Here is a 20,147-nt window from a genome sequence, read left to right as displayed (position 1 = left end):
TCCCCCCATGCCCTCCTTCGACGTCATCTCCAAAATCGATCTGGCTGAGCTCGACAACGCGGTCAATCAGACCCGCAAGGAGCTCAGCACCCGCTACGACTTCCAGGGCGTGAAGGCCGAAATCGACATCGCCCCGGATCATTCCGCGCTCACGCTGAAGACCAACAGCGAGGAGAAGCTCCAGGCCGCCAAGGAGGTCCTGCTCGGCAAGCTGGCCAAGCGCGGCATCAGCCTGCGCGTGCTGGAGTTCGGCGACATCGAGAAGACGGGCCTGTCCAACGTCAAGCAGCCCATCAAGCTCCAGCAGGGCATCCCGGTGGAGAAGTCCAAGGAGCTCATCAAGGTCCTCAAGGAGTCGAAGATCAAGGTGCAGGGCTCCATCCAGGCGGATCAGCTCCGCGTCACGGGCAAGAACCGCGACGACCTGCAGGAGGCCATGGCGCTGTTCCGCAAGGAGCAGGACCGGCTGAGCCTGGACATGCAGTTCACCAACTTCCGCGACTAGGGCCCCCTCGCCATGCACGCCGCCCGTCTGGCTCCCCTGCCCCTCTGCCTGCTCTTCGCCACCGCCTCGCTCGCGCAGGACGAGGCGCCGCGGCCCAGCAAGCCGGTGCCCGTGCTCAAGAAGGCGCCCCGGCCGGAGAAGGGGCTCAAGGACTTCGGCTCGCCGCTGGTCCTCAAGCCGCTGTCCACGGAAGGCGCCACCGCGAACTTCTCCGCCCGGGTGGGCTGGCGCAAGGACACGCTCTTCGTGGGCGTGGAGGCCACGGACAACCAGCTGCTCGCGGGCGACGTCGTCACCCTCACCCTCTTCTTCCCGGACGCGGGCCCCACCGCGACGGGCTACACCTACCGCTTCGCCTTCGACGGCCAGCGCACCTCCGGGGCCGACAGCGGCACGCCGCAGTTCGCGCAGGGCCTGGTGAACGCCGCGGTGCACCGCCAGGGCGACACGCTGTCGGTGGTGGCCATGGTGCCCGTGCGCGCGCTGCCCCGCTTCCCTGCGGTGGAGCCGCTCGTCATGGACCTCTGCATCACCTACGAGGACCAGGACCAGGTGGGCTCGAAGCCGGTGCCGGTGTCCAACTGCAAGGGCGGCACGATGGCGGACGGTGAGGCGCTGCGCCTGCCGGACGAGGCGCGCAAGAACCTCAAGCTCAAGCCCCCCGCCAACGTCACCGCGCTGGAGGCGGCGCCCACCGGCTGGCTGGGCTGGGGCGTGCTCAGCTATCCGAACTGGGCCCAGGGCGAGAGCCCCCTCACCCCCGGCTCGCTGCGCGCGCTTGTCGCCCCCACCGCCGTGGACGCCTCGAAGATGGGCGTGAACCTGCCGGAAGCCTTGAGCCTGCCGGACGGACGGCCGGTCGTTACCGTGCTCACTGGGAAGAATCCCTATGCCGTCGAGGGTCAATGCGACTCCGACGACGAGCTGCGCATGGGGCTCTACGTGGTGTCGGGGAAGACAGCCCAACGGGTGCTCGACTGGCCGGCCGCCACCTGTGCGCTGGGTCGCGCCACCTCGGTGGAGATGGAAGAAGAGGGGGCGCTGAACATCGGTTACTCGAACGGCGCCATCATCAACTTCGTTTGGAGTGCGGACCACTTCGAGCGGACGCAACTGGGAAAGCGGTAGACGCGCGTGGAAGAGACCAAGAGTCTGTACATGATGACCCTCGGCTGCCCGAAGAACCGGGTGGACTCCGAGGTGATGCTGGGCACGCTGCGCACGCGCGGCTATTCGCTCGTGCAGGAGGCGTCGGACGCCGAGGTCATCGTGGTCAACACGTGCGCCTTCATCGGACCGGCGAAGCAGGAGTCGGTGGACTCCATCCTGGAGATGGCGGAGCTGAAGAAGTCGGGCTCCTGCAAGACGCTCGTCGTGACAGGCTGCCTGTCACAGCGCTACGGCCAGGAGCTGTCGCAGGAGATGCCGGAGGTGGACCACTTCCTGGGCACCAGCGCGTACGCGCAGATTGGTGACCTGCTGGCGGCGGAGGCCACGCCGCGCCAGGTGATTCCGGATCCGGACTACATCCACAACGCGGAGACGCCGCGCATCAACTCGATGCCGAAGTACACGGCGTACCTGAAGATTTCCGAAGGGTGCGACAACGCCTGCGCGTTCTGCATCATCCCCAAGCTGCGCGGTGGCCAGCGCTCGCGCCCGGTGGCGGACATCGTGGCGGAGGCGCGGAAGCTGGCGGACAGCGGCGTGCAGGAGCTGAACCTCGTCGCGCAGGACCTGACGGCGTACGGGCATGACCTGCCTGGAAAGCCGAAGCTCCACGAGCTGCTCAAGGAGCTGGTGAAGGTGGACGTGAAGTGGATCCGCCTGCACTACGCCTACCCGCGAGTGTTCCCGGACGAGCTCATCGACGTCATTGCCACCGAGCCGAAGATCGCCAAGTACCTGGACATGCCGGTGCAGCACGCCAGCGACAAGCTGCTCCTGTCCATGAAGCGCGGCCGCAACTCGGAGTTCCTCAAGAAGCTGCTGGGCAAGCTGCGTGAGCGCGTGCCGAACCTGGTGATGCGCACCTCGCTCATCGTCGGCCTGCCGGGTGAGACGGAGGAGGACTTCGAGCTCTTGAAGGAGTTCGTGAAGGAGCAGCGCTTCCAGCGCCTGGGCGTGTTCCAGTACTCGGACGAGGAGAACACCGCCGCGTTCGACCTGCCGAACAAGGTCCCGGCGAAGACCATTGAGCGCCGCTGGCGCGAGGTGATGGCCATCCAGAAGCGCATCAACCGCGAGCAGAACAAGAAGCTCGTGGGCCAGAAGCTCACCGTGCTGGTGGAGGGCCCCAGCGAGGAGTCCGAGCACCTGCTGGTGGGCCGCCACGAGGGCCAGGCGCCGGAAATCGACGGGCAGGTCTACATCAACGACGGCCTGGCGTACCCGGGCGAGTTCGTCACCGTGGAGGTGACGGAGGCGCACGACTACGACCTCATCGCCCGCGTGGTGGAGCGTCCGGATCCGAAGCAGCGCGAGCACACCCCGCGCGAGGCCCATCCCGCGCCCATCCCGCTGAAGGCGATGGTGCGTCCGCCGGAGCCGCGGCCGGAGTAGTCCCGTCTCCGTAACGGCAGTGCCCCGGGCCCGCCCCGTCCTCCTCCCGGAGGCGGTCGCGGGCCCGAGCCGTTCGTGAGCGCTACTTCGGGTCCTCGGGCTCCAGCTCGCGCTCCTCGACGGGCGGCGGCTGCGGCCCCGAGCCCTTCGTCGGCACCGCCACGCCCTCGCCCAGCGGCGTGGGCTGGCACTCGCAGACGGTGCGCCGCGACGCGGACTCCGTGACGAAGGCGCACGTCGTGGGGCACTCGGGCTGGCGCCCTTCCTCCACCAGCGACACGGCGTAGCTCCGCGCGCCCTGGAGGGCCGCGTGGCAGGCGGGCAGGGTCTTCGCCAGGGACGCCCACGGCAGCCGGTGCTGCGTGTTGGCGCCGCGCGTGGCGGTGGGGAAGCTCAGGCCCACCTGACAGCCCGTCTCCAGGCGCTGGCCGTCCGCGCCCCGGGGCTCCACGTACAGGCGCACGCCCTCGGGCACGTCCCGGAACACCTCGCCGGAGAGGGCCACCGCGCCGTCGGGCTCCGCGCGCACGAAGACGCCGTAGCAAGCCTCCTCGCTGAACGCGCCGCCCTCGCCAGCACACTGCTGCCGGCCTCCACCCTCGAGCGTGCGCACGTGCGGCCTGCGCAGCACCAGCGCCCCACCCTGCGCGTCCACGGTGGCGGTGAAGCGGCCCCACACGTCCGGGCCCAGGCGGCCCAGGCTGCTCTGGGACGGCCAGCGCCCCGCGGCCTCCATCACCAGCGGATTCACGCCCAGGCCGTCAGCCACCTCCACCGCGTCCACCGCGAAGGTACGCGGCGGCAGGCCCGCGGCCGTCTCCAGCGGCTGGAGCCCCTGCGCCAGCGCGGGGTCCACCGCCAGGCGGGAGAAGGGCTCGCGCGTGCCCAGCACGAAGGGGCCGGTGACGCTCGCCCCGTTCTGCGTCACCTGCACGGCCAGGAGCGGCCAGTCTCCCAATGGGTCGCGGCTCAGCTCCACCACCCGCGCCTCGCGCACCGCGTCCGTCGAGCGCAGCTCCGCCTCGTAGGCCTCCCGGGGACGCGACGCGGTGAAGGTCACCTCGCGGCGCAGCGGATCCACCGTGAGGGCGTACGGGGCCAGCACGTCCTGCCCCATCGTCACCGAGCAGCCCGTCTCACCGGAGAGCAGCAGCGTGCGCAGGGGCGGCGCCACCGGGCCCACCGTCAGCGGCGGGGCGGGTACCTCCGGCCAGGAGCGATGGCCTCCCGAGGGCTCCGGCACGCGCGCCGTCCCCGCGGGTACGGGCGGCTCGCCGTCGAAGCAGTGGGTGGACACGAGCGACAGCGGCCGCGTCACGTCCAGCACCACCGGCACGGCCCGGTTCCCCAGCCGCCCCGCCACCGTCAGCCGCAGCGCGGGCGACGACAGGAGGGGCAGCGTCTGGCCCACGAGGCTCGTGGGACGTGAGGGGCCCGAGGGCGCGGCGGAGTGACACCCCGCGCCCAAGAGCACGCATCCCGCCAGCAGCACGCCGCGCATGAAGGGCGGGCCGTCCCTACTGCGCCTTCTTGGTGAAGTCGTCCACGCGGGTGCCCTCGGGCGGGTTCAGCTTGAAGCTGTCCGCCGCGATGCCCACGTTCGTCTTCAGGTCCAGGAAGGCGATGGTGTTCTCGCTGCCGTCCGGATCCACCACGGTGCTCTTGAGCACCTGCGCCGTCGAGGGGTCCACCTCCAGGCGCACCTGGCGGAAGCGCGGCTCGTCCTTGAGCGGATCCAGCACCAGCTGCGTGCCCTTGCAGTCCTTGCAGGCCCCCTTGGTGATGGCGAACTCGTCCGCCAGCTTCCCCTGGCCGAAGAGGAACGTCACCGACGCGGACAGCTTGCTGGTGTCCATCGCCGCCACCGACAGCGTCTGCGCCTCCGGGTCGTGCATGTAGACCTTGTTGCCCGCGAGCACGAACGTCCGCTTGGACGGGTTCTCGTACTCCCAGCGCATCAGGCCCGGCTTCTTGTAGGTCACCGTGCCGGTGGACGTCTGCGTGCGGCGGAAGGCCTTGTACTTGTAGTCCTGCTTGAAGCCCGCCTTGAAGTCGCCCGTCTTCTCGTAGAAGGCCTGCATCCGGTCCACGAGCGTCTTCACCTCGGGCGCCATCGGCTTCGGCGCGGGCTTCGCGTCGCCAGCGGCCACGCTCGCGTCGCCGGACTTCGCGGCGGGGGGCATGGCGGCCGTGCCGGCATCCTTGGGAGCGGCGGGCTGCGGCGTGGCGGCGGGGGCCTTCGCGGCGGCCGCGGGCTTCGGCGCGGGCGCGGTGGGGGCGGCGGTGGTGGGGGCCTGCGTGAGCAGCGTGAAGAGCAGGGATTCCAGCAACATGGCGTGCGCCTCCGGAGCGGGCCCCCAAAGGCGCCCGCAGGGTCCATCTACCGCATCCGGACGGCCCCCGGGGGGCCGGCATTCACCGCTGTGTGGCTTTGACCAGACGCTTCCGCTGCTTCACGCCCAGCAGGTAGAAGCGCTCGCGCAACTCCTGGGCCTCCTCGGGGGTCAGGTCCCCAGAGCCCCCCAGGTGCTCGTCCCGCCAGGCGATCGCCCGCGTGATGCTGGCGGACGCCGCCGCGGAGATGTTCAGGCTCTGGCTGAAGCCCTTCATGGGCACCCAGAAGGTGCCGTCCACGCCGTTGAGCACGTCATCGCTCACGCCGTAGCGCTCGTTGCCGAACACCATGGCGAACTTCGTGTCGAAACGCAGGCTGTAGAGGTTGGTGGCCCCCTCGCGCAGCGCCGACGCGTAGAGGCTGAAGCCTCGCCCCTTCAGGTGTTCGCGGCACTCCGCGAACGTCTTGTAGAGGTGCACGTCCAACCACTTGTCGCAGCCCTGGGCCACCCGCAGGTTGGGGATGAAGGGCGCTTCCGGGTTGACGACGACGTGCACCTCCTGCACGCCCATGGACTCGCAGGTGCGCAGCACCGCGGCCATGTTGAAGTTGTCCTCCAGCCGGTCGAGCACCACCACGAAGTTGCGCGTGCGCTGGCTGACGACGCGGTCGATCTTCTCCTTCCGCACGTCGAGCAGGAACTGCTCCGGCTCGACGACGTCGCGCTCGAACTTCTCGTAGCGGGGGCCTCCACCAGCCATCGGCTCAGCGCCTCCCGCCGGACTTCTTCGCCGGGGCCTTCCGGGCGGCCTTCTTCACCGGAGCCTTGCGCACCGCCTTCTTCACCGGAGCCTTGCGCGTGGCCTTCTTCGCCACGGGCTTGCGGGAGGACTTCTTCGCGGCGGCCTTCTTCGCCGGAGCCTTCTTCGCGGCTCCCGCCTTCTTCGCGGAGGCCTTCTTCACGGCGGCCTTCTTCGCCGGAGCCTTCTTCACGGCGGCCTTCTTCGCCGGAGCCTTCTTCACAGGCGCCATGGTGGCGAGCCTCCTCGTCGTCGGCATCTCGAGGAAGAGCTTGTCGGTGCTGCCGGTGAAGAGCACCTCCGCCACCGCGTCCATCAGCGGCTGCATGCCCTCGCCCGTGGCGCAGGACACCGGGTACACGCGGATGCCCTTGCGGCGCAGCGCCTCCGTGAAGGGCCCCAGGCGCTCGCGAGCCTCCGTCAGGTCCAGCTTGTTGGCGGCCACCACCTGCGGCTTGCTGGCCAGCTCCTCGCTGTACTTCTTCAACTCCTCGTTCAGGATGTTGAAGTCGTCCAGCGGCTTGCGGCCCTCGCCCTCGGCGCCCATGTCGATGAGGTGCACCAGCACCTTGCAGCGCTCCACGTGGCGCAGGAACTGGTGGCCCAGGCCCACGCCCTCGCTGGCGCCCTCGATGATGCCGGGGATGTCCGCCATGACGAAGGACAGGTTGTCCTTGTACTGGACCATGCCCAGGTTCGGCACCAGCGTGGTGAACGGGTAGTCCGCCACCTTCGGCCGCGCCCGGCTCACCCGCGAGATGAACGTGCTCTTGCCCGCGTTGGGGAAGCCCAGCAGGCCCACGTCCGCCAGGAGCTTCAGCTCCAGCCGCAGGGTGATCTCCTCACCCTTCCCGCCGTCCTGCGCGAAGCGCGGCGTCTGGCGCGTGGAGGTGGCGAAGTTCATGTTGCCCAGGCCGCCCCGGCCGCCCTTGGCCGCCACGTACTGCTGGCCCGGGTCGCTCAGGTCCACCAGCAACTCGCCCGTCTGCTCGTTGCGGATCAGCGTGCCCACCGGCACCTGGAGCACCAGGTCCTCGGCGCCGTGACCGTTGCAGTCACTGCCCATGCCGTGCTCGCCGTTCTTGGCGCGGTGGTGCTGCTGGTAGCGGTAGTCCAGGAGCGTGGTCAGCTGCGGGTTCGCCACGAACACCACGGAGCCGCCGTTGCCGCCGTCCCCGCCGTTGGGACCGCCGCGCTCAATGAACTTCTCCCGCCGGAAGGCCACGGCCCCGTTCCCGCCGTCTCCCGCCTTCACGTAGATGCGTACTTCGTCGACGAACTTCATGGGGCGAACGCCCTCCTGGAAAAACACAAAGCGGGCCGTCCTCGCATCCACCCGTTCCCAACGGGAACGGAAGGACCGGGAACGACCCGCTCGGTAAGCCGTGCCCCGGGTCGCCCCAGGGCCACTGACTAGGCGCTCGCCTGCTCGGCGGCGGCCGGGTACACGGACACCTTCTTCTTGTCGCGGCCGAGGCGCTCGTACTTCACCACGCCGTCCACCGTCGAGAAGAGGGTGAAGTCGCGACCGAGCTTCACGTTCGTGCCCGGGTGGATGACCGTACCGACCTGGCGCACGAGGATGCTGCCCGCCGTGATCGTCTCACCGCCGTACACCTTCACGCCACGGTACTGCGGGTTGGAATCACGCCCGTTGCGCGAAGAACCCTGACCTTTTTTATGGGCCATGACACCTGCTCCTTGAAGTTCGTGTGGGGAATGCCCGGAAAGACGACTAGCCGGAGATCGAGGTGACCTTCACCTCGGTGTACGGCTGGCGGTGGCCACGGCGACGGGTCCAGCCTTCCTTCTCCTTCCGGAAGTGCAGGACGCGGCGGTGCTTGTCCTGCGCCAGCACCTTGCCCACGACCTTCGCGCCCGCCACCGTCGGCTGGCCCACCTTCGGGCTCTCAGAGCCGCCCAGCAGGAGGACCTCGGTGAACGAGACCTCAGCGCCGATGTCACCGGCGATCTTCTCGATCCGGACAACGTCGCCCTCGGCGACGCGGTACTGCTTTCCGCCCGTGCGAATGACTGCGTACATCGTCGAACCCCTGTCAGCTTCGGGTTGGTTCAACCCATGGAATCCAACGCGCATTTCGGACGGCGGACCGCCCGGCGCGCTAAAAGACGGCGGGACTTACGGGAAACCCGGGGGGGAGTCAAGGCAGTTGGCGGATCAACCCGCCCCCCCGCTCCCTATTTGCTTTTGAATAGAATTCCCGGAATAAAGTCGACTGGACCGCACGCGAGCGCTCGTTAGGATGCGCGCCGCTTGCTTTCCACCTGTACCTCATCCCTGAGGGGGAGAACCATCATGAAGAAGATCCTGTTCGGTCTGGCGGCCATGGCTTCGCTCACGCTCACCGCTTGCGGCGGCGGCAGCATCTGCGACCAGCTCGAGGACGTTGCCAACAAGACGGCGGACCAGGCCGAGGAGTGTGGCTTCCCGGACGCCGGCGAGGACGGTGAGATCACCGACGCCGAGCGCGACGCGTGTGAGAAGAGCACCGAGTCCTGCACCGACGACGACAAGAAGAAGTTCGAGGAGTTCGCGGACTGCGTGAACGACGTCAAGGGCTGCTCCGACAAGACCGAGGCCGAGCAGAGCGCCTACCAGCTGCGCGTGCTGTCCTGCTACGCCAAGCTGACCAGCATCAGCGCGGCGTGCAGCGCGGCCGCCGGCGAGTAATCGCCCCCAGGCTGTCGTCCTAGCCTTCAGGGCCCGGTTCCCTCCCCAGGGAATCGGGCCCTTTCATTTCGGGCCCCGGACAGGCGCGTGCCCAGCGCCCGGAGCACCACGCGGCGGCGCTGCTGGTACTCCCACTCCAGGGGGTCCAGCTCCAGGCCCCGCTCGTAGGCTTCCAGGGCCCGCTGGAGCTGGCCGTCGCGCTCCAGCGCGCTGCCGGTGAGGAAGTGCACCCGCGCGGTGCCCACCGCCCGGGGCTGCTCGGCCAGGAACTCGCGGCGCAGGGCGTCCGTCTGGGCCGCGGTGAGCCCCGCCTCCAGGCACCGCGCCACGCCCCGCGCATTGCCCAGCCGGGCGTCATAGCGCGCCCGGCGCGGCGCCATGCCCAGGGTGTCGCCCGCGTCCCGCACGCGGATCAGCATGGACTCCAGGCGCGAGCGCTGCCCGCGCGACAGGGGCCGCTGCCTGAGCGCGGACAGGGCGGCCCACAGCTCGCGCGCCCGCTCCCTCGCGGGTTCCAGCTCCACGTCCGGCGAAAGCCCGAGCACCGCGTAGTGGGTGCCCTCCCCGGCCAGCTGCCCCCGCCACATCGCCAGGACGCGCTCGGCCTCGGCGTCATCCGGAAGCTCCTGTGGCGCGGGGGGCGACGAGGCCGGAGCGCTGGCGAGGTGCTGCTCCACGCGGGCCTTCAGCGCGGCGGACGGCGCGACGAACTGCACGCCGAAGCCCGGGCGCATGCTCCAGGCCTGGGCCTGCTCGGGCGAGACGTGGCGCACCACCTCGCACGTGACGCACAGCGGCCCCGAGGACAGGGGCAGCACCACCTGGACCTGGGCGAACAGCGGGGGCAGCTCCCCCGTGGCGTGCAGGAACACGCCGCCTCGCGACAGGTCGGACCCCGTGAAGACCCGGGGCTGCGCGCCCGGCTGCAGCACCACCTGGACGGGCAACGGGAGTGTCTTGCCTCCGGAAGACCCGGGCGGGGCCAGCGGCGGCGTGCGCCGGGGCCCGGTGGAGGGAGCCCCCGGAGGAGCACCTCCTGGCGTGGGACGAGGAGCGCCCACGGCCGCGCGCGGCGGCGGGGTCCGCACGGCGAGGGCCTGCTCCAGCGCGGCGCGCAGGGCGAGCGCGTTCGGGAAGCGCTCCTCCGGGGTCTTCGCCAGCGCGCGCAGCACCACCGCCTCCAGCGCGGCCGGCACCGTGGAGCAGATGGAGCGCGGGGCCGGAGGCTGGCGCGTCTGGTGCGCCACGAGCTGGGCGGTGAGGCCCTCGTCGGGAAAGGGCAGCCGCCCGGTGAGCAGCTGGTAGGCGATGACGCCCACCGCGTACAGGTCCGCGCGGCCATCCAGGCGCCGGCTCAGGGACTGCTCCGGGGCCATGTACTCCGGCGTCCCCACGATGATGCCCGCCACCGTCTCCGGCATGCTCGCGTCCACCAGCTTCGCGATGCCGAAGTCGAGCACCTTCACGAACGGCATCCCCCGCCCGCGCTTCACCAGGAAGATGTTGTCCGGCTTCAGGTCGCGGTGGACGATGCCCCGCGCGTGCGCCGCATGCAGCGCGTCACACACCTGGGTGAGCATGGGCACCACCGCCCCGGCGGACAGCGGCGTCCCCACCCAGGCGGACAGCGGCGCGCCCTCCAGGAACTCCATGATGAGGTACGGCCGGGGCGCCGCGGCGTTGAGGTCGAAGATGCTGACGATGTTCTCGTGCCCGATGAGGTTCACCGCCCGGGCCTCGGCGTGGAAGCGCTGCACCAGCTCCGGGTAGCGCGTCAGGTGTTCGTGCAGCACCTTCACCGCCACGCGGCTGCCAATGGACACATGCTCCGCCAGGTAGACGGACCCCATCCCGCCCCGGCCCACCCGGCGCACCAGCCGGAAGCTGCCCATCTGGGTGCCCACCAGCGGATCCACCTCCTCCGCCGCGCTCAGGGGGGCCGGTGCCTCCACGGCCTTGCCCGCGCCGCCTCCCGCCTCCCGGACGAGCGTGTCGCACGACGTCCCCGCGCCATGTCCCCGCCCGCACGCTGTGCACGTGCGCTCGTTCCTCGCGACTTCGGCCATACCGCGCCCCCCTGGCCAACTCCCCGCCCAATCTGCACATCCCGGAAGCCCGGCATCCACTGCCGCCAAGGGTGGGTGTCGCAAAGTGAGGAGGGGCCCCAGCCCGTGGGCCGGGGTGACGGTTGGGCGGCGGACTGCGACGTGTCAGGAAGGTGTCACGCGGATAGAATGCGGGGCATGTCCCGCTCGGCCCGACGCATTCCCACCGTGAACCTGTCCCACTACCGCTCCGGCACTCCCGAGGAGCGGGCCCGCTTCGTCCAGGTGTTTGGCGATGCGTTGAAGGAGTTCGGCTTCGTGACCGTGGAAGGCCACGGCGTCGAGGACGCGCTCATCCGCCGCACGTACGCGGACGTGGAGCGCTTCTTCCAGCTGCCGGAGTCCACCAAGACGCGCTACGCGGTGCCGGAGCGTCCGGGCCAGCGCGGCTTCATGGCGTTCGGCCAGGAGCACGCGAAGAACCGCAAGGTGGGGGACATGAAGGAGTTCTGGCACGTGGGCCGCGAGCTGCCCGTGGGCCACCCCTACCGCGAGGACTACGGCCCCAACGTGTGGCCGGAGGAGGTGCCCACCTTCCGCACCCACACGCTGACGCTCTACCGGGAGCTGGACGACGCGGCGACGGTGATGCTTCAGGCGCTGGCGGACTACCTGGGCATCGCTCGCAACACGTTCAGCGACATGACGGTGGATGGGAACTCCGTGCTGCGGCTCATCCACTACCCGCCCCTGAAGGACCGCTTCATCCCGGGCGGCGTGCGCGCCGCGGAGCACGAGGACATCAACTTCATCACGCTCCTGTGTGAGGGCACGTCCGGCGGCCTGGAGCTGCTCACGCGCGACGGCGAGTGGATCCCCGTGGACACGCTGCGCGGGCAGATCGTCGTGGACTCGGGCGACATGCTCAGCCGGGTGATGAACGGCGTCATTCCGTCCACCACGCACCGGGTGGTGAACCCGCCCAGCACGGAGCAGGACACCGTGCGCTACTCGATGCCGTTCTTCGTGCACCCCTACTCCGACTGCGTGCTGAAGCCGCTGCCGCAGACGGAGACGCCGGACAACCCCGCGCGCCACCCGCCCATCACCGCGGACGCGTTCCTCAAGCAGCGCCTGCGCGAGCTGGGCTTCCTCAAGTAGCCGCCGCGGGCACGACGCGGCGCCGGAAGCTGACGGTCCATCGCCGGGAGGCTCGCGCTCCCCAAGGGTGGGTGCCATCCTCGCGGCACCGTGACCCCCTCCCTCGACCTGTTCGCCCTCCAGCCGCGTGTCACGCTTGACGACTATGCCTCGCAGGAGACGTTCGCCGCGCACCACCGGGCGCTCGCGGCCCGCGTGGACGCGCTGCGCCCCCGGGACGCGGAGGGCCGGCCGTTGAACCCCGCGCTCGCCGTCTGGCCGGAGATGGTGGGCGCGGCCCTCGGACTGATGGGGCACCTGTCGCGCGTGCGCCGCCGCAAGACGACGAACGGTGCCATGACGCGCGTGGCGCTCGCGGAGTGGCGGGGCATGCTCCGCTCGTGGAGCGCCTTCCATCCACCGACGATGGAGGAGTGCTTCTACGCCACGGTGGCGCCTCGCGTGCACCGGGCCATGTACGAGACCTTCTCCGGCATCGCGCGCGACTTCGGCCTGTGGGTGGTGGCTGGCAGCGCGCTCCTGCCCACGAACCGCCTGGGCCCGGACACCCCCGAGTACGAGCCCGCGGGCGCGCGCACCTTCAACACCAGCTACACGTTCTCACCGGACGGGCACTGCGTGGGCGTCACGCGCAAGGTGAACCTGGTGCCCACGCAGGAGGACGTGCTGCACCTGAGCCCGGGCCGCCCGGAGGACCTGCCCGTGATGGACACGCCGTTCGGGAAGCTGGGGACGCTCGTCTGCTACGACGGCTTCCGCGAACCCCACACGTCCGGCGAACCCTACTTCGTGCCCTGCGCGCAGTACCTGGATGCGCTGGGCGTGGAGGTGCTCGCGCAGCCCTCCGCCAACGCCTGGAGCTGGGACGCGCCCTGGGCCTTCAACGCGCCTGGAGAGACGCAGCTGCGCCGCGAGCAGTGGTTCAACGAGGGCCTCTTCACGCAGCTGCGCACCCTGAAGCGCGTGCGCTACGCGGTGAACCCGCAGCTCACCGGCGGCTTCCTCGACCACACCTTCGAGGCGCCCTCGCTCATCCTGGAGCGCCGGGGGCCGGACGACGTGCACGTGCTCGCCCAGTCCGGAGACCCACGCGGCGAGGACGTGCTCCACGTCACCGTGCCCCGTTAGTCCCCCAGCTTCTTCTTGAGCAGCTCGTTGACGAGGCCGGGGTTGCCCTTGCCCTTCATGGCCTTCATCACCTGGCCCACGAAGAAGCCGTACACGCTCTTCTTGCCCGCCTTGTACTTCTCCACCTCGCCCGCGTTCTTCGCGAGGATGTCGTCCACCACCGCTTCGACGGCGCCCACGTCGCTGACCTGCGCGAGGCCCTTCTCCGCGATGATGTCCGCCGGTGCGCGGCCCGTGCGGAACATCTCCCCGAGCACGTCCTTCGCCGCGTTCGCGGACACCGTGCCCTTCTCCACCGTGGCCAGCAGCTCACCCAGCTGCGCCGGGGTGAAGCGCAGCGCGGACAGCGGCGTGCCCTCCTCCTTCAGCAGGCGGCTCAGCTCCCCCAGGAACCAGTTGGAGAGCTTCTTCGCGTCGGACACGTGCTTCGCGCAGGCCTCGAAGAAGTCCGCCAGCGGGCGCTCGGCGGTGAGGATGCGCGCGTCGTAGGCCGGCAGGCCGTACTCGCCCATGAAGCGCGTGCGCTTGGCGCGCGGCAGCTCCGGCAGCGACTGCCGCTGCGTGTCCCGCAGCGCGTCCGACACCAGCAGCGGCGGCAGGTCCGGCTCCGGGAAGTAGCGGTAGTCGTGCGCGTCCTCCTTGGAGCGCATGGACCGCGTGACACCCTTGTTCACGTCCCAGAGGCGCGTCTCCTGGTCCACCTTGCCGCCGGACTCGAGGACGTCCACCTGCCGCGCGGCCTCGTACTCGATGGCCTGCTTGAGGAAGCGGAACGAGTTGAGGTTCTTCAGCTCGCAGCGCTGCCCGTACGTGGTGGAACCCTTGGGCATCACCGACACGTTGGCGTCGCAGCGGAAGCTGCCCTCCTCCAGGTTGCCGTCGTTGACGCCCAGGTACACCAGCACGTCGCGCAGCGCCTTGAGGTACTCCACCGCCTCGTCCGCGTCGCGCAGGTCCGGCTCGCTGACAATCTCCATCAGCGGCACGCCCGCGCGGTTCAGGTCCACCAGGCTCTGGCCCGCGGACGCGGACGCGTCGTGCACGCTTTTGCCCGCGTCCTCCTCCAGGTGGATGCGCCGCACGCGCACCGTCTTCTCACCGGAGGGCGTGTCGATGACCAGCTCGCCCCACTCGCAGATGGGCTGGTCGTACTGGGTGATTTGATAGCCCTTGGGCAGGTCCGGGTAGAAGTAGTTCTTCCGGCTCCACACGCTCGTGGGCTTCACCGTGCACCCGAGCGCCAGGCCCGTGCGCACCGCGTACTCCACCACGCGCTGGTTGAGCACCGGCAGCACGCCGGGCATGCCCAGGCACACCGGGCAGGTGTGGTGGTTGGGCTCGGCGCCGAACGCGGTGGAGCAGCCGCAGAAAATCTTGGACTGCGTGAGCAGCTGCGCGTGGACCTCAAGGCCGATGACCGTCTGGAAGTCGCTCAGGGGCATGGCGGTGTCACCCTTGTGTCGCGCCCGCTAGACGGGGGCGGCGCGGCGGAAGAAGTCGTGCTCGCGCTCGAACGCGCGGGCGATGCGGAGCAGGCGGGCCTCGTCGAAGGGGCGCCCCAAGAGCTGCATGCCGATGGGCAGCCCGCCTTGAGTGAAGCCGCACGGCACGGACAGGCCGGGCAGGCCCGCCAGGTTGCACGGCAGCGTGTAGACGTCCATGAGGTACATGGACAGCGGGTCGTCCACCTTCGCGCCCAGCTTGAACGCCGGCACCGGCGACGTGGGCGACACGATGGCGTCCACCTGCTGGAACACCTTCGTGAAGTCCTCGCGGATGAGCGTGCGGACCTTCTGCGCGCGCAGGTAGTAGGCGTCGTAGTAGCCGGCGGACAGCGCGTAGGTGCCCAGCATGATGCGGCGCTTCACCTCCGCGCCGAAGCCCTGGCCCCGCGTCTGCGTGTACAGCTCCTTGAGCCCGCGCGCGTCCTTCGCCCGCTGCCCGTAGCGGATGCCGTCGTAGCGGGCCAGGTTGCTGGACGCTTCGGAAGAGGCCAGCAGGTAGTACGTCGCCAGCGCGTACTTCGTGTGCGGCAGGGACACGTCCACCAGCGTCGCGCCCAGCTTCTCCAGCTCCTCCAGCGACGCGCGCAGCGTGCCCGCCACCTCCGGGTCCATCCCTTCCGCGAAGTACTCGCGCGGCACGCCCAGCTTGAGGCCGCGCACGCCGTCCTCCAGCCCGGTGAGGCAGTCCGGCGCCTCCACGTCCGCGGAGGTCGAGTCGAGCGGATCATGCCGCGCGATGAGCTGGAAGAGCGCCGCGGTGTCCCCCACCGTGCGCGCCATGGGGCCCGGCTGGTCCAACGACGAGGCGAAGGCGATGACGCCGTAGCGTGACACCCGGCCATACGTGGGCTTGAGCCCCACGGTGTTGGTGAGCGCCGCGGGCTGGCGGATGGAGCCGCCCGTGTCGGTGCCCAGCGCGCCGAACACCTCGCGCGCCGCCACCGCCGCGGCCGAGCCCCCGGACGAGCCGCCCGGCGTGCGCGTCAGGTCCCACGGGTTGTGGGTGGGGAAGTACGCGCTCGATTCGTTGGACGAGCCCATGGCGAACTCGTCCATGTTCAGCTTGCCCAACAGCGGCAGGCCCGCTTCCTTCAGCAGGCGCACCACGGTGGCGTCGTAGGGCGGGACGAAGCCCTCCAGGATGCGCGAGCCGCACGTCGTCTCCACGCCCTCCGTGAGGAAGATGTCCTTGAGGCCCACGGGCACGCCGTCGAGCGCGCTCAGCGGGCTGCCCGCCTTGCGGCGCGCGTCGCTGGCCTCGGCGGCCTTCAGTGCCCCGGCCTCGTCCACGCGCAGGAAGGCGCGCACCTTCGGGTCCACCCCGGCGATGCGCTGGAGGCTCGCGCGCGTGGCGTCCACGGAGGACACCTCGCGCGAAGCCAGCTTCGCCGCCAGCTCCAGCATCGACAGGTCGGTGAGCGACGACATGGCGGGCTACTCCAGGATTTTCGGGACCGCGAAGGCGGTGCCCACCTTCGCCGGCGCGTTGGCGAGCCCTGCTTCCGGGGGCAACGACGGACGCAGCACGTCCTCGCGCAACAGCGAGGACGCGAGCGTCGCGTGGGAGGTGGGCTCCACCTGGCTCACGTCGAGCGCTTCCAGCTCCGCCACCGCGTCCAGGACCGCGGACAGCTGGGTGGCATAGCGCTCCTCCTCCTGCGGCGTCAGCGACAGCCGCGCCAGGGTGGCCACGTGCCGGACCTGCTCGAGCGTGAGGGCCATGGGAAGCCTCCTCCTCCGGACTTCAGTGCGGCGGGACTACGCGCGCTTGAACAGGTTGAGGATGGCGCCCATCACCTTGCCGCTGCCCTCGTGGCCGTGCTGCTTGATGACCTGCTCCAGCTCGCCCGCGTCCAGCCAGACGCCGTTGCAGTTGAAGCAGCTCTCCAGCTCCACGTTGCCCTGCTTCAGCGTCTGCAGGTCCATGCCGCACTTGGGGCACTTCATGTAGTGCAGCTGCTTGAGCGAGTCGCGCTGCTGGGCGGCCATCTCCTGGGACTGCTGGAGGGCCAGCTTGCGCTTGGCTTCAATCTCCTCGCGCGCGAAGTAGTCGTCTTCGTTGTGGGAGGGCTTGTCGGGGCTCAGGTCGGACATGTTCTCGGGTTCTCCTTGGCGGCAGGCACCATACCCTCTCGCCACGTGGACGCGCCCGAAATGTAGGCCCTGCCCCGCCCCCTCGGGGCTCCCTTGGATGCCTGCCGGAAAATTGACCCCGCCCCCTCCCTCCCTATTCTCGCCGGGCGGATTGCTACAGCTCGCTACGCGGCTGGAATCGGGCAGAGGGAACAGGGGTCCATGACAGCGGCAAAGAAGGGTGGCCGGGGGGAGAAGGCGGTGCTCTCCCGGCAGGAGATCGCGACGCGCCGCAAGGCGCTCAACAACAAGAAGATGAAGGCGCCGGGCGCGGCCAGTCCCGCCAAGCGGGCGCTCGTGGGCGTCTTCATCCTGGCCGCCTCGTTGCTGGCCTTGCTGGCGGTCGCCACGTTCGACGCGCATGACCGGGTGGGCCCCGGCTTCCACAACGCGGTGGGCCCCATGGGTCACCTCATCGCGGAGACCCTGCGCGGCGCGCTGGGCGTGTGCGCCTACCTCATCCCCGCGGGTGGCATCTACACCGCCGTGGTGCTCTTCGTGGGCAACCGCGAGCGGCGCCGCCTGCCGCAGATCATCTCCCTGGCACTGCTCACCTGCAGCGTGGCCGTGCTCGCGCAGCTCATGTTCGCCAAGGACAAGGGCTGGGCCCACCCGCCCGGCGGCGCGCTGGGCGCCAGCCTGGGCGGCCTGATGGAGGGGATGTTCTCCACCGTCGGCACCATCATCCTCGTCACCGCCATCAGCGCGGCGGCGCTCATCGTGGGCACCCAGTACACGTTCTTCAAGCTGTGCTCGCTGGTGTGGGCCGGCCTCACCGTGCTGGGCCGCCGCGTCTCCGAGGCCGCGCACGTCTTCTGGGAGCAGCAGAAGGTCAACTACGCGGCCCGCCAGGAGCGGCTCGCGCAGGAGAAGGAAGAGGAGGCCGCGTTCCTCGCGGAGCTGGAGGCCGAGGAGGAGGAGCTCTCCGAGGCCGAGCGTCTGGCCGCCGAGGCCGAGGCCGCCGAGGCCGAAGCCCTGGCCGAGGAGGCCGTGCGCCTGGCCCGGCAGAACGAGAAGGAGCAGCTCGCCAACGCGAAGAAGGCGCTCAAGGAGCAGAAGGAGCGCGAGAAGCTGGAGAAGAAGCTCACCCGCGACGAGACGCCCGAGGAGGAGGACGACGCCTCCGACGAGCAGCCCTCGCTGCCGCCCGAGCGCGCCGAGCGCCGTTCTCCGGGCGCCGACCCTGCCTGGGCCGCGTCCTTCCTCGCCCCCCAGCCGCAGCTGCCCGCCAACGCGGACGGTGGCGAACCGCCGCGCCGTCCGCGCAAGACGCCCCAGATTGTCACCCCGCCCGCCGCGCCGTCCTCGCCGCCGGTGCCCGCCGCGGCGCTCGCGCCCGTGGTGGCCGAGCCCCCCGCGAAGCCCGTGGCCGCGGAGAAGCCGGCCGCCGCCGCGCCGGGCAACGCCCTGGTCCCCGCGCCGCCCTCCGCGCTGGCGCGCATGCCGCTCATCGTGGAGCCCAAGGCGCCGCCCAAGCCCACCGCCGTTTCGAAGCGGCCGCAGGACCAGTTCGAGTTCGTCGGTGACCGCAAGAGCTTCTCCCTGCCCCCGCTGGACGTGCTGGAGGCGGACAAGAAGGAGCGCTCCGCGCTGGACAAGGACGCGTTCCTCGTCACGGCGGAGAAGCTGCGCGCGAAGCTGGCGGACTTCGGCATCGTGGGCGAGGTCGTGGAGATCCGCCCCGGCCCCGTCGTCACCATGTACGAGTTCCTGCCCGGGCCCGGCATCAAGGTCAGCAAGATCGCCGCGCTCCAGGACGACCTGGCCATGGCCATGGAGGCCATGCGCGTGCGCATCGTCGCGCCCATCCCCGGCAAGGGCGTGGTGGGCATTGAAGTCCCCAACCGCGACCGCGAGACGGTGTTCCTCAAGGAGATCGCCGAACAGGACACGTTCCAGAAGAGCGGCAGCAAGCTCACCATGTGCGTGGGCAAGGACATCGAAGGCATGCCGTACGTCTTCGACCTGGTGAAGGCCCCCCACCTGCTCATCGCGGGCACCACCGGCTCCGGCAAGTCCGTGGCGGTGAACTCGATGATCATGAGCATCCTCCTCAAGGCCACGCCCGAGGAGGTCCGCTTCATCATGGTGGACCCGAAGATGCTGGAGCTCTCCGTGTACGAGGGCATCCCGCACCTGCTGCTCCCCGTCGTCACCGACCCCAAGAAGGCCGCGCTCGCGCTGCGCTGGGCGGTGGAGGAGATGGAGCGCCGCTACCAGATGCTGTCCGAGGCGGGCGTGCGCAACATCGCCGGCTTCAACAAGCTGGTGGAGACGCAGGCGTCGGAGGAGAAGCCCGCCCCCGCGCCCGCCGCGAAGAAGAAGGCCAAGCCCAAGAAGATGTTCGTCGTGGACGTGGAGGGCAGCACCGTGCCCGCCCCCGCTTCCGCCAGCGACGGGCTGGGCGTGGCCGCGCCGCGCGAGGACGACGAGGACCTGCGCGAGGCCATCGTCTCCGAGCCCTCCCCCACCCTGGAGGCCGACGGCGAGGAGGACGCGGAGTTCGAGGAGGATGGCGAGGAGAGCACCCCGGCGGAGGCCGCCTCCCCGGAGAAGAAGGAGCTCAAGAAGCTGCCCTACATCGTCGTCATCATCGACGAGCTCGCGGACCTCATGATGGTCGCGAGCCGCGAGGTGGAGACCTACGTCGCGCGCCTCGCGCAGATGGCGCGCGCGGCCGGCATCCACCTGATGGTCGCGACGCAGCGCCCGTCCACGGACGTCGTCACCGGCATCATCAAGGCCAACTTCCCCACGCGCATCAGCTTCATGCTGCGCTCGAAGCCGGACTCGATGACGATTCTGGGCACGGTGGGCGCGGAGGCCCTCCTGGGCATGGGCGACATGCTCATCATGCCGCCCACGAGCGCGCACCTGCAGCGCGTGCACGGCGCCTACGTCTCCGAGCACGAAATCAAGAAGGCGGTGGACCACCTCAAGGCCCAGGGCAAGCCCGTCTTCGACGAGTCCATCCTCAAGCCGCGCGACGAGGAGGGCGAGGGCGGCGGTGGCGAGGAGGACGAGCTGTCCGACGAGCTCTACGACCAGGCGCTCGCGGCGGTCAGCGAGATGCGCTCCGTCTCCATCTCCATGCTCCAGCGCAAGATGCGCATCGGCTACAACCGCGCGGCGCGCATGATTGAGCGCATGGAGCGCGACGGCGTGGTGGGCCCCGCGGACGGCGCCAAGCCCCGCGAGGTGCTGCTGCGCGGCCTGGGCGACATGCCCGGCGCCGGGGCGATGTAGGCCCACGGCCACCGCAAGCCCGGGGAACGGACACC

Annotated in this window: 18 protein-coding genes; 7 read left to right on the top strand and 11 right to left on the bottom strand. The window is 70.2% G+C overall.

From position 1 onward, the window contains the following. Positions 1-7: 7 nt before the first annotated feature. The 3 genes from NR792_RS34135 to rimO are packed head-to-tail and all read left to right on the top strand — an operon-like array spanning position 8 to position 3,067. On the top strand, positions 8-505 hold the full coding sequence (locus NR792_RS34135) for a YajQ family cyclic di-GMP-binding protein (RefSeq protein WP_120524455.1): 498 nt from the start codon (positions 8-10) through the stop codon (positions 503-505). 12 nt (positions 506-517) lie between these two features. Further along, on the top strand, positions 518-1,633 hold the full coding sequence (locus NR792_RS34130; protein WP_375756889.1) for a hypothetical protein: 1,116 nt from the start codon (positions 518-520) through the stop codon (positions 1,631-1,633). A gap of 33 nt (positions 1,634-1,666) precedes the next feature. Continuing rightward, positions 1,667-3,067, top strand: a complete 1,401-nt coding sequence (rimO, locus tag NR792_RS34125) for a 30S ribosomal protein S12 methylthiotransferase RimO (protein ID WP_375761742.1) — start codon at positions 1,667-1,669, stop codon at positions 3,065-3,067. An 82-nt stretch (positions 3,068-3,149) separates the two neighbouring features. Here the strand turns inward: rimO and NR792_RS34120 are convergent, their stop codons facing one another. From NR792_RS34120 to rplU, 6 genes are all read right to left on the bottom strand, one after another. Next, positions 3,150-4,568 carry a hypothetical protein gene (locus tag NR792_RS34120; RefSeq protein ID WP_375756888.1) on the bottom strand — a complete coding sequence of 473 codons (1,419 nt, stop codon included), beginning with the start codon at positions 4,566-4,568 and terminating at the stop codon, positions 3,150-3,152. A 16-nt stretch (positions 4,569-4,584) separates the two neighbouring features. Then, positions 4,585-5,400 carry an outer membrane lipoprotein carrier protein LolA gene (locus tag NR792_RS34115; protein ID WP_375756887.1) on the bottom strand — a complete coding sequence of 272 codons (816 nt, stop codon included), beginning with the start codon at positions 5,398-5,400 and terminating at the stop codon, positions 4,585-4,587. A gap of 82 nt (positions 5,401-5,482) precedes the next feature. Beyond that, entirely contained in the window at positions 5,483-6,163 is a 681-nt protein-coding gene (locus tag NR792_RS34110; protein WP_375756886.1) for a TrmH family RNA methyltransferase, read from the bottom strand. Between the two features lie 4 nt (positions 6,164-6,167). Continuing rightward, positions 6,168-7,487 (bottom strand): GTPase ObgE, encoded by a 1,320-nt coding sequence (obgE, locus tag NR792_RS34105; protein ID WP_375756885.1) that lies wholly within the window; start codon positions 7,485-7,487, stop codon positions 6,168-6,170. A gap of 128 nt (positions 7,488-7,615) precedes the next feature. After that, positions 7,616-7,891 carry a 50S ribosomal protein L27 gene (gene rpmA / locus NR792_RS34100; protein ID WP_014394223.1) on the bottom strand — a complete coding sequence of 92 codons (276 nt, stop codon included), beginning with the start codon at positions 7,889-7,891 and terminating at the stop codon, positions 7,616-7,618. A 46-nt stretch (positions 7,892-7,937) separates the two neighbouring features. After that, entirely contained in the window at positions 7,938-8,246 is a 309-nt protein-coding gene (gene rplU / locus NR792_RS34095; protein WP_014394222.1) for a 50S ribosomal protein L21, read from the bottom strand. Between the two features lie 273 nt (positions 8,247-8,519). Between rplU and NR792_RS34090 the strand changes: the two genes are divergently transcribed. Then, positions 8,520-8,894: a hypothetical protein gene (locus NR792_RS34090; RefSeq protein ID WP_375756884.1), complete on the top strand. Its 375-nt coding sequence runs from the start codon at positions 8,520-8,522 to the stop codon at positions 8,892-8,894. 26 nt (positions 8,895-8,920) lie between these two features. On the opposite strand, the gene NR792_RS34085 is transcribed toward NR792_RS34090, so the two are convergent. Further along, positions 8,921-10,960 (bottom strand): protein kinase, encoded by a 2,040-nt coding sequence (locus tag NR792_RS34085; protein ID WP_375756883.1) that lies wholly within the window; start codon positions 10,958-10,960, stop codon positions 8,921-8,923. A gap of 177 nt (positions 10,961-11,137) precedes the next feature. On the opposite strand from NR792_RS34085, the gene NR792_RS34080 reads away from it, so the two are divergent. Next, positions 11,138-12,100 carry an isopenicillin N synthase family dioxygenase gene (locus NR792_RS34080; protein WP_375756882.1) on the top strand — a complete coding sequence of 321 codons (963 nt, stop codon included), beginning with the start codon at positions 11,138-11,140 and terminating at the stop codon, positions 12,098-12,100. A 90-nt stretch (positions 12,101-12,190) separates the two neighbouring features. Next, positions 12,191-13,228, top strand: coding sequence for a carbon-nitrogen hydrolase family protein (locus NR792_RS34075; protein ID WP_375756881.1), 1,038 nt, complete (start codon positions 12,191-12,193; stop codon positions 13,226-13,228). Here the strand turns inward: NR792_RS34075 and gatB are convergent. Genes gatB through NR792_RS34055 form a run of 4 tightly spaced genes read right to left on the bottom strand, consistent with a single transcriptional unit; the run spans position 13,225 to position 16,827 of the window. Further along, positions 13,225-14,670: an Asp-tRNA(Asn)/Glu-tRNA(Gln) amidotransferase subunit GatB gene (gene gatB / locus NR792_RS34070; RefSeq protein ID WP_375756880.1), complete on the bottom strand. Its 1,446-nt coding sequence runs from the start codon at positions 14,668-14,670 to the stop codon at positions 13,225-13,227. The two genes, NR792_RS34075 and gatB, sit on opposite strands and share 4 nt — an antisense overlap. Before the next feature lie 27 nt (positions 14,671-14,697). Next, the gene (gatA, locus tag NR792_RS34065) at positions 14,698-16,161 is read right to left on the bottom strand and encodes an Asp-tRNA(Asn)/Glu-tRNA(Gln) amidotransferase subunit GatA (RefSeq protein ID WP_375756879.1); all 1,464 of its coding nucleotides are present in this window, start codon (positions 16,159-16,161) and stop codon (positions 14,698-14,700) included. A gap of 6 nt (positions 16,162-16,167) precedes the next feature. Next, positions 16,168-16,455, bottom strand: a complete 288-nt coding sequence (gene gatC / locus NR792_RS34060; protein WP_120523770.1) for an Asp-tRNA(Asn)/Glu-tRNA(Gln) amidotransferase subunit GatC — start codon at positions 16,453-16,455, stop codon at positions 16,168-16,170. A 36-nt stretch (positions 16,456-16,491) separates the two neighbouring features. Beyond that, entirely contained in the window at positions 16,492-16,827 is a 336-nt protein-coding gene (locus NR792_RS34055; RefSeq protein WP_375756878.1) for a zf-TFIIB domain-containing protein, read from the bottom strand. A 201-nt stretch (positions 16,828-17,028) separates the two neighbouring features. Between NR792_RS34055 and NR792_RS34050 the strand changes: the two genes are divergently transcribed. Next, positions 17,029-20,112 (top strand): DNA translocase FtsK 4TM domain-containing protein, encoded by a 3,084-nt coding sequence (locus tag NR792_RS34050; protein ID WP_375756877.1) that lies wholly within the window; start codon positions 17,029-17,031, stop codon positions 20,110-20,112. The last annotated feature ends 35 nt before the right edge of the window (positions 20,113-20,147 follow it).

It is taken from the genome of Corallococcus exercitus, assembly GCF_042231735.1.
In the GTDB taxonomy this organism is placed as follows: Bacteria; Myxococcota; Myxococcia; order Myxococcales; family Myxococcaceae; genus Corallococcus; species Corallococcus exercitus_B.
Note: the sequence above shows the minus strand (reverse complement) of the source record. Positions and strands in the feature narration are given on the sequence as shown.

What these genes read in the sequence shown, in the direction of transcription:
- NR792_RS34135 (WP_120524455.1), top strand. Translation starts at nt 8, where the DNA reads ATGCCCTCCTTCGACGTCATCTCCAAAATCGATCTGGCTGAGCTCGAC.
- NR792_RS34130 (WP_375756889.1), top strand. Translation starts at nt 518, where the DNA reads ATGCACGCCGCCCGTCTGGCTCCCCTGCCCCTCTGCCTGCTCTTCGCC.
- rimO (WP_375761742.1), top strand. Translation starts at nt 1,667, where the DNA reads ATGACCCTCGGCTGCCCGAAGAACCGGGTGGACTCCGAGGTGATGCTG.
- NR792_RS34120 (WP_375756888.1), bottom strand. Translation starts at nt 4,568, where the DNA reads ATGCGCGGCGTGCTGCTGGCGGGATGCGTGCTCTTGGGCGCGGGGTGT.
- NR792_RS34115 (WP_375756887.1), bottom strand. Translation starts at nt 5,400, where the DNA reads ATGTTGCTGGAATCCCTGCTCTTCACGCTGCTCACGCAGGCCCCCACC.
- NR792_RS34110 (WP_375756886.1), bottom strand. Translation starts at nt 6,163, where the DNA reads ATGGCTGGTGGAGGCCCCCGCTACGAGAAGTTCGAGCGCGACGTCGTC.
- obgE (WP_375756885.1), bottom strand. Translation starts at nt 7,487, where the DNA reads ATGAAGTTCGTCGACGAAGTACGCATCTACGTGAAGGCGGGAGACGGC.
- rpmA (WP_014394223.1), bottom strand. Translation starts at nt 7,891, where the DNA reads ATGGCCCATAAAAAAGGTCAGGGTTCTTCGCGCAACGGGCGTGATTCC.
- rplU (WP_014394222.1), bottom strand. Translation starts at nt 8,246, where the DNA reads ATGTACGCAGTCATTCGCACGGGCGGAAAGCAGTACCGCGTCGCCGAG.
- NR792_RS34090 (WP_375756884.1), top strand. Translation starts at nt 8,520, where the DNA reads ATGAAGAAGATCCTGTTCGGTCTGGCGGCCATGGCTTCGCTCACGCTC.
- NR792_RS34085 (WP_375756883.1), bottom strand. Translation starts at nt 10,960, where the DNA reads ATGGCCGAAGTCGCGAGGAACGAGCGCACGTGCACAGCGTGCGGGCGG.
- NR792_RS34080 (WP_375756882.1), top strand. Translation starts at nt 11,138, where the DNA reads ATGTCCCGCTCGGCCCGACGCATTCCCACCGTGAACCTGTCCCACTAC.
- gatB (WP_375756880.1), bottom strand. Translation starts at nt 14,670, where the DNA reads ATGCCCCTGAGCGACTTCCAGACGGTCATCGGCCTTGAGGTCCACGCG.
- gatA (WP_375756879.1), bottom strand. Translation starts at nt 16,161, where the DNA reads ATGTCGTCGCTCACCGACCTGTCGATGCTGGAGCTGGCGGCGAAGCTG.
- gatC (WP_120523770.1), bottom strand. Translation starts at nt 16,455, where the DNA reads ATGGCCCTCACGCTCGAGCAGGTCCGGCACGTGGCCACCCTGGCGCGG.
- NR792_RS34055 (WP_375756878.1), bottom strand. Translation starts at nt 16,827, where the DNA reads ATGTCCGACCTGAGCCCCGACAAGCCCTCCCACAACGAAGACGACTAC.
- NR792_RS34050 (WP_375756877.1), top strand. Translation starts at nt 17,029, where the DNA reads ATGACAGCGGCAAAGAAGGGTGGCCGGGGGGAGAAGGCGGTGCTCTCC.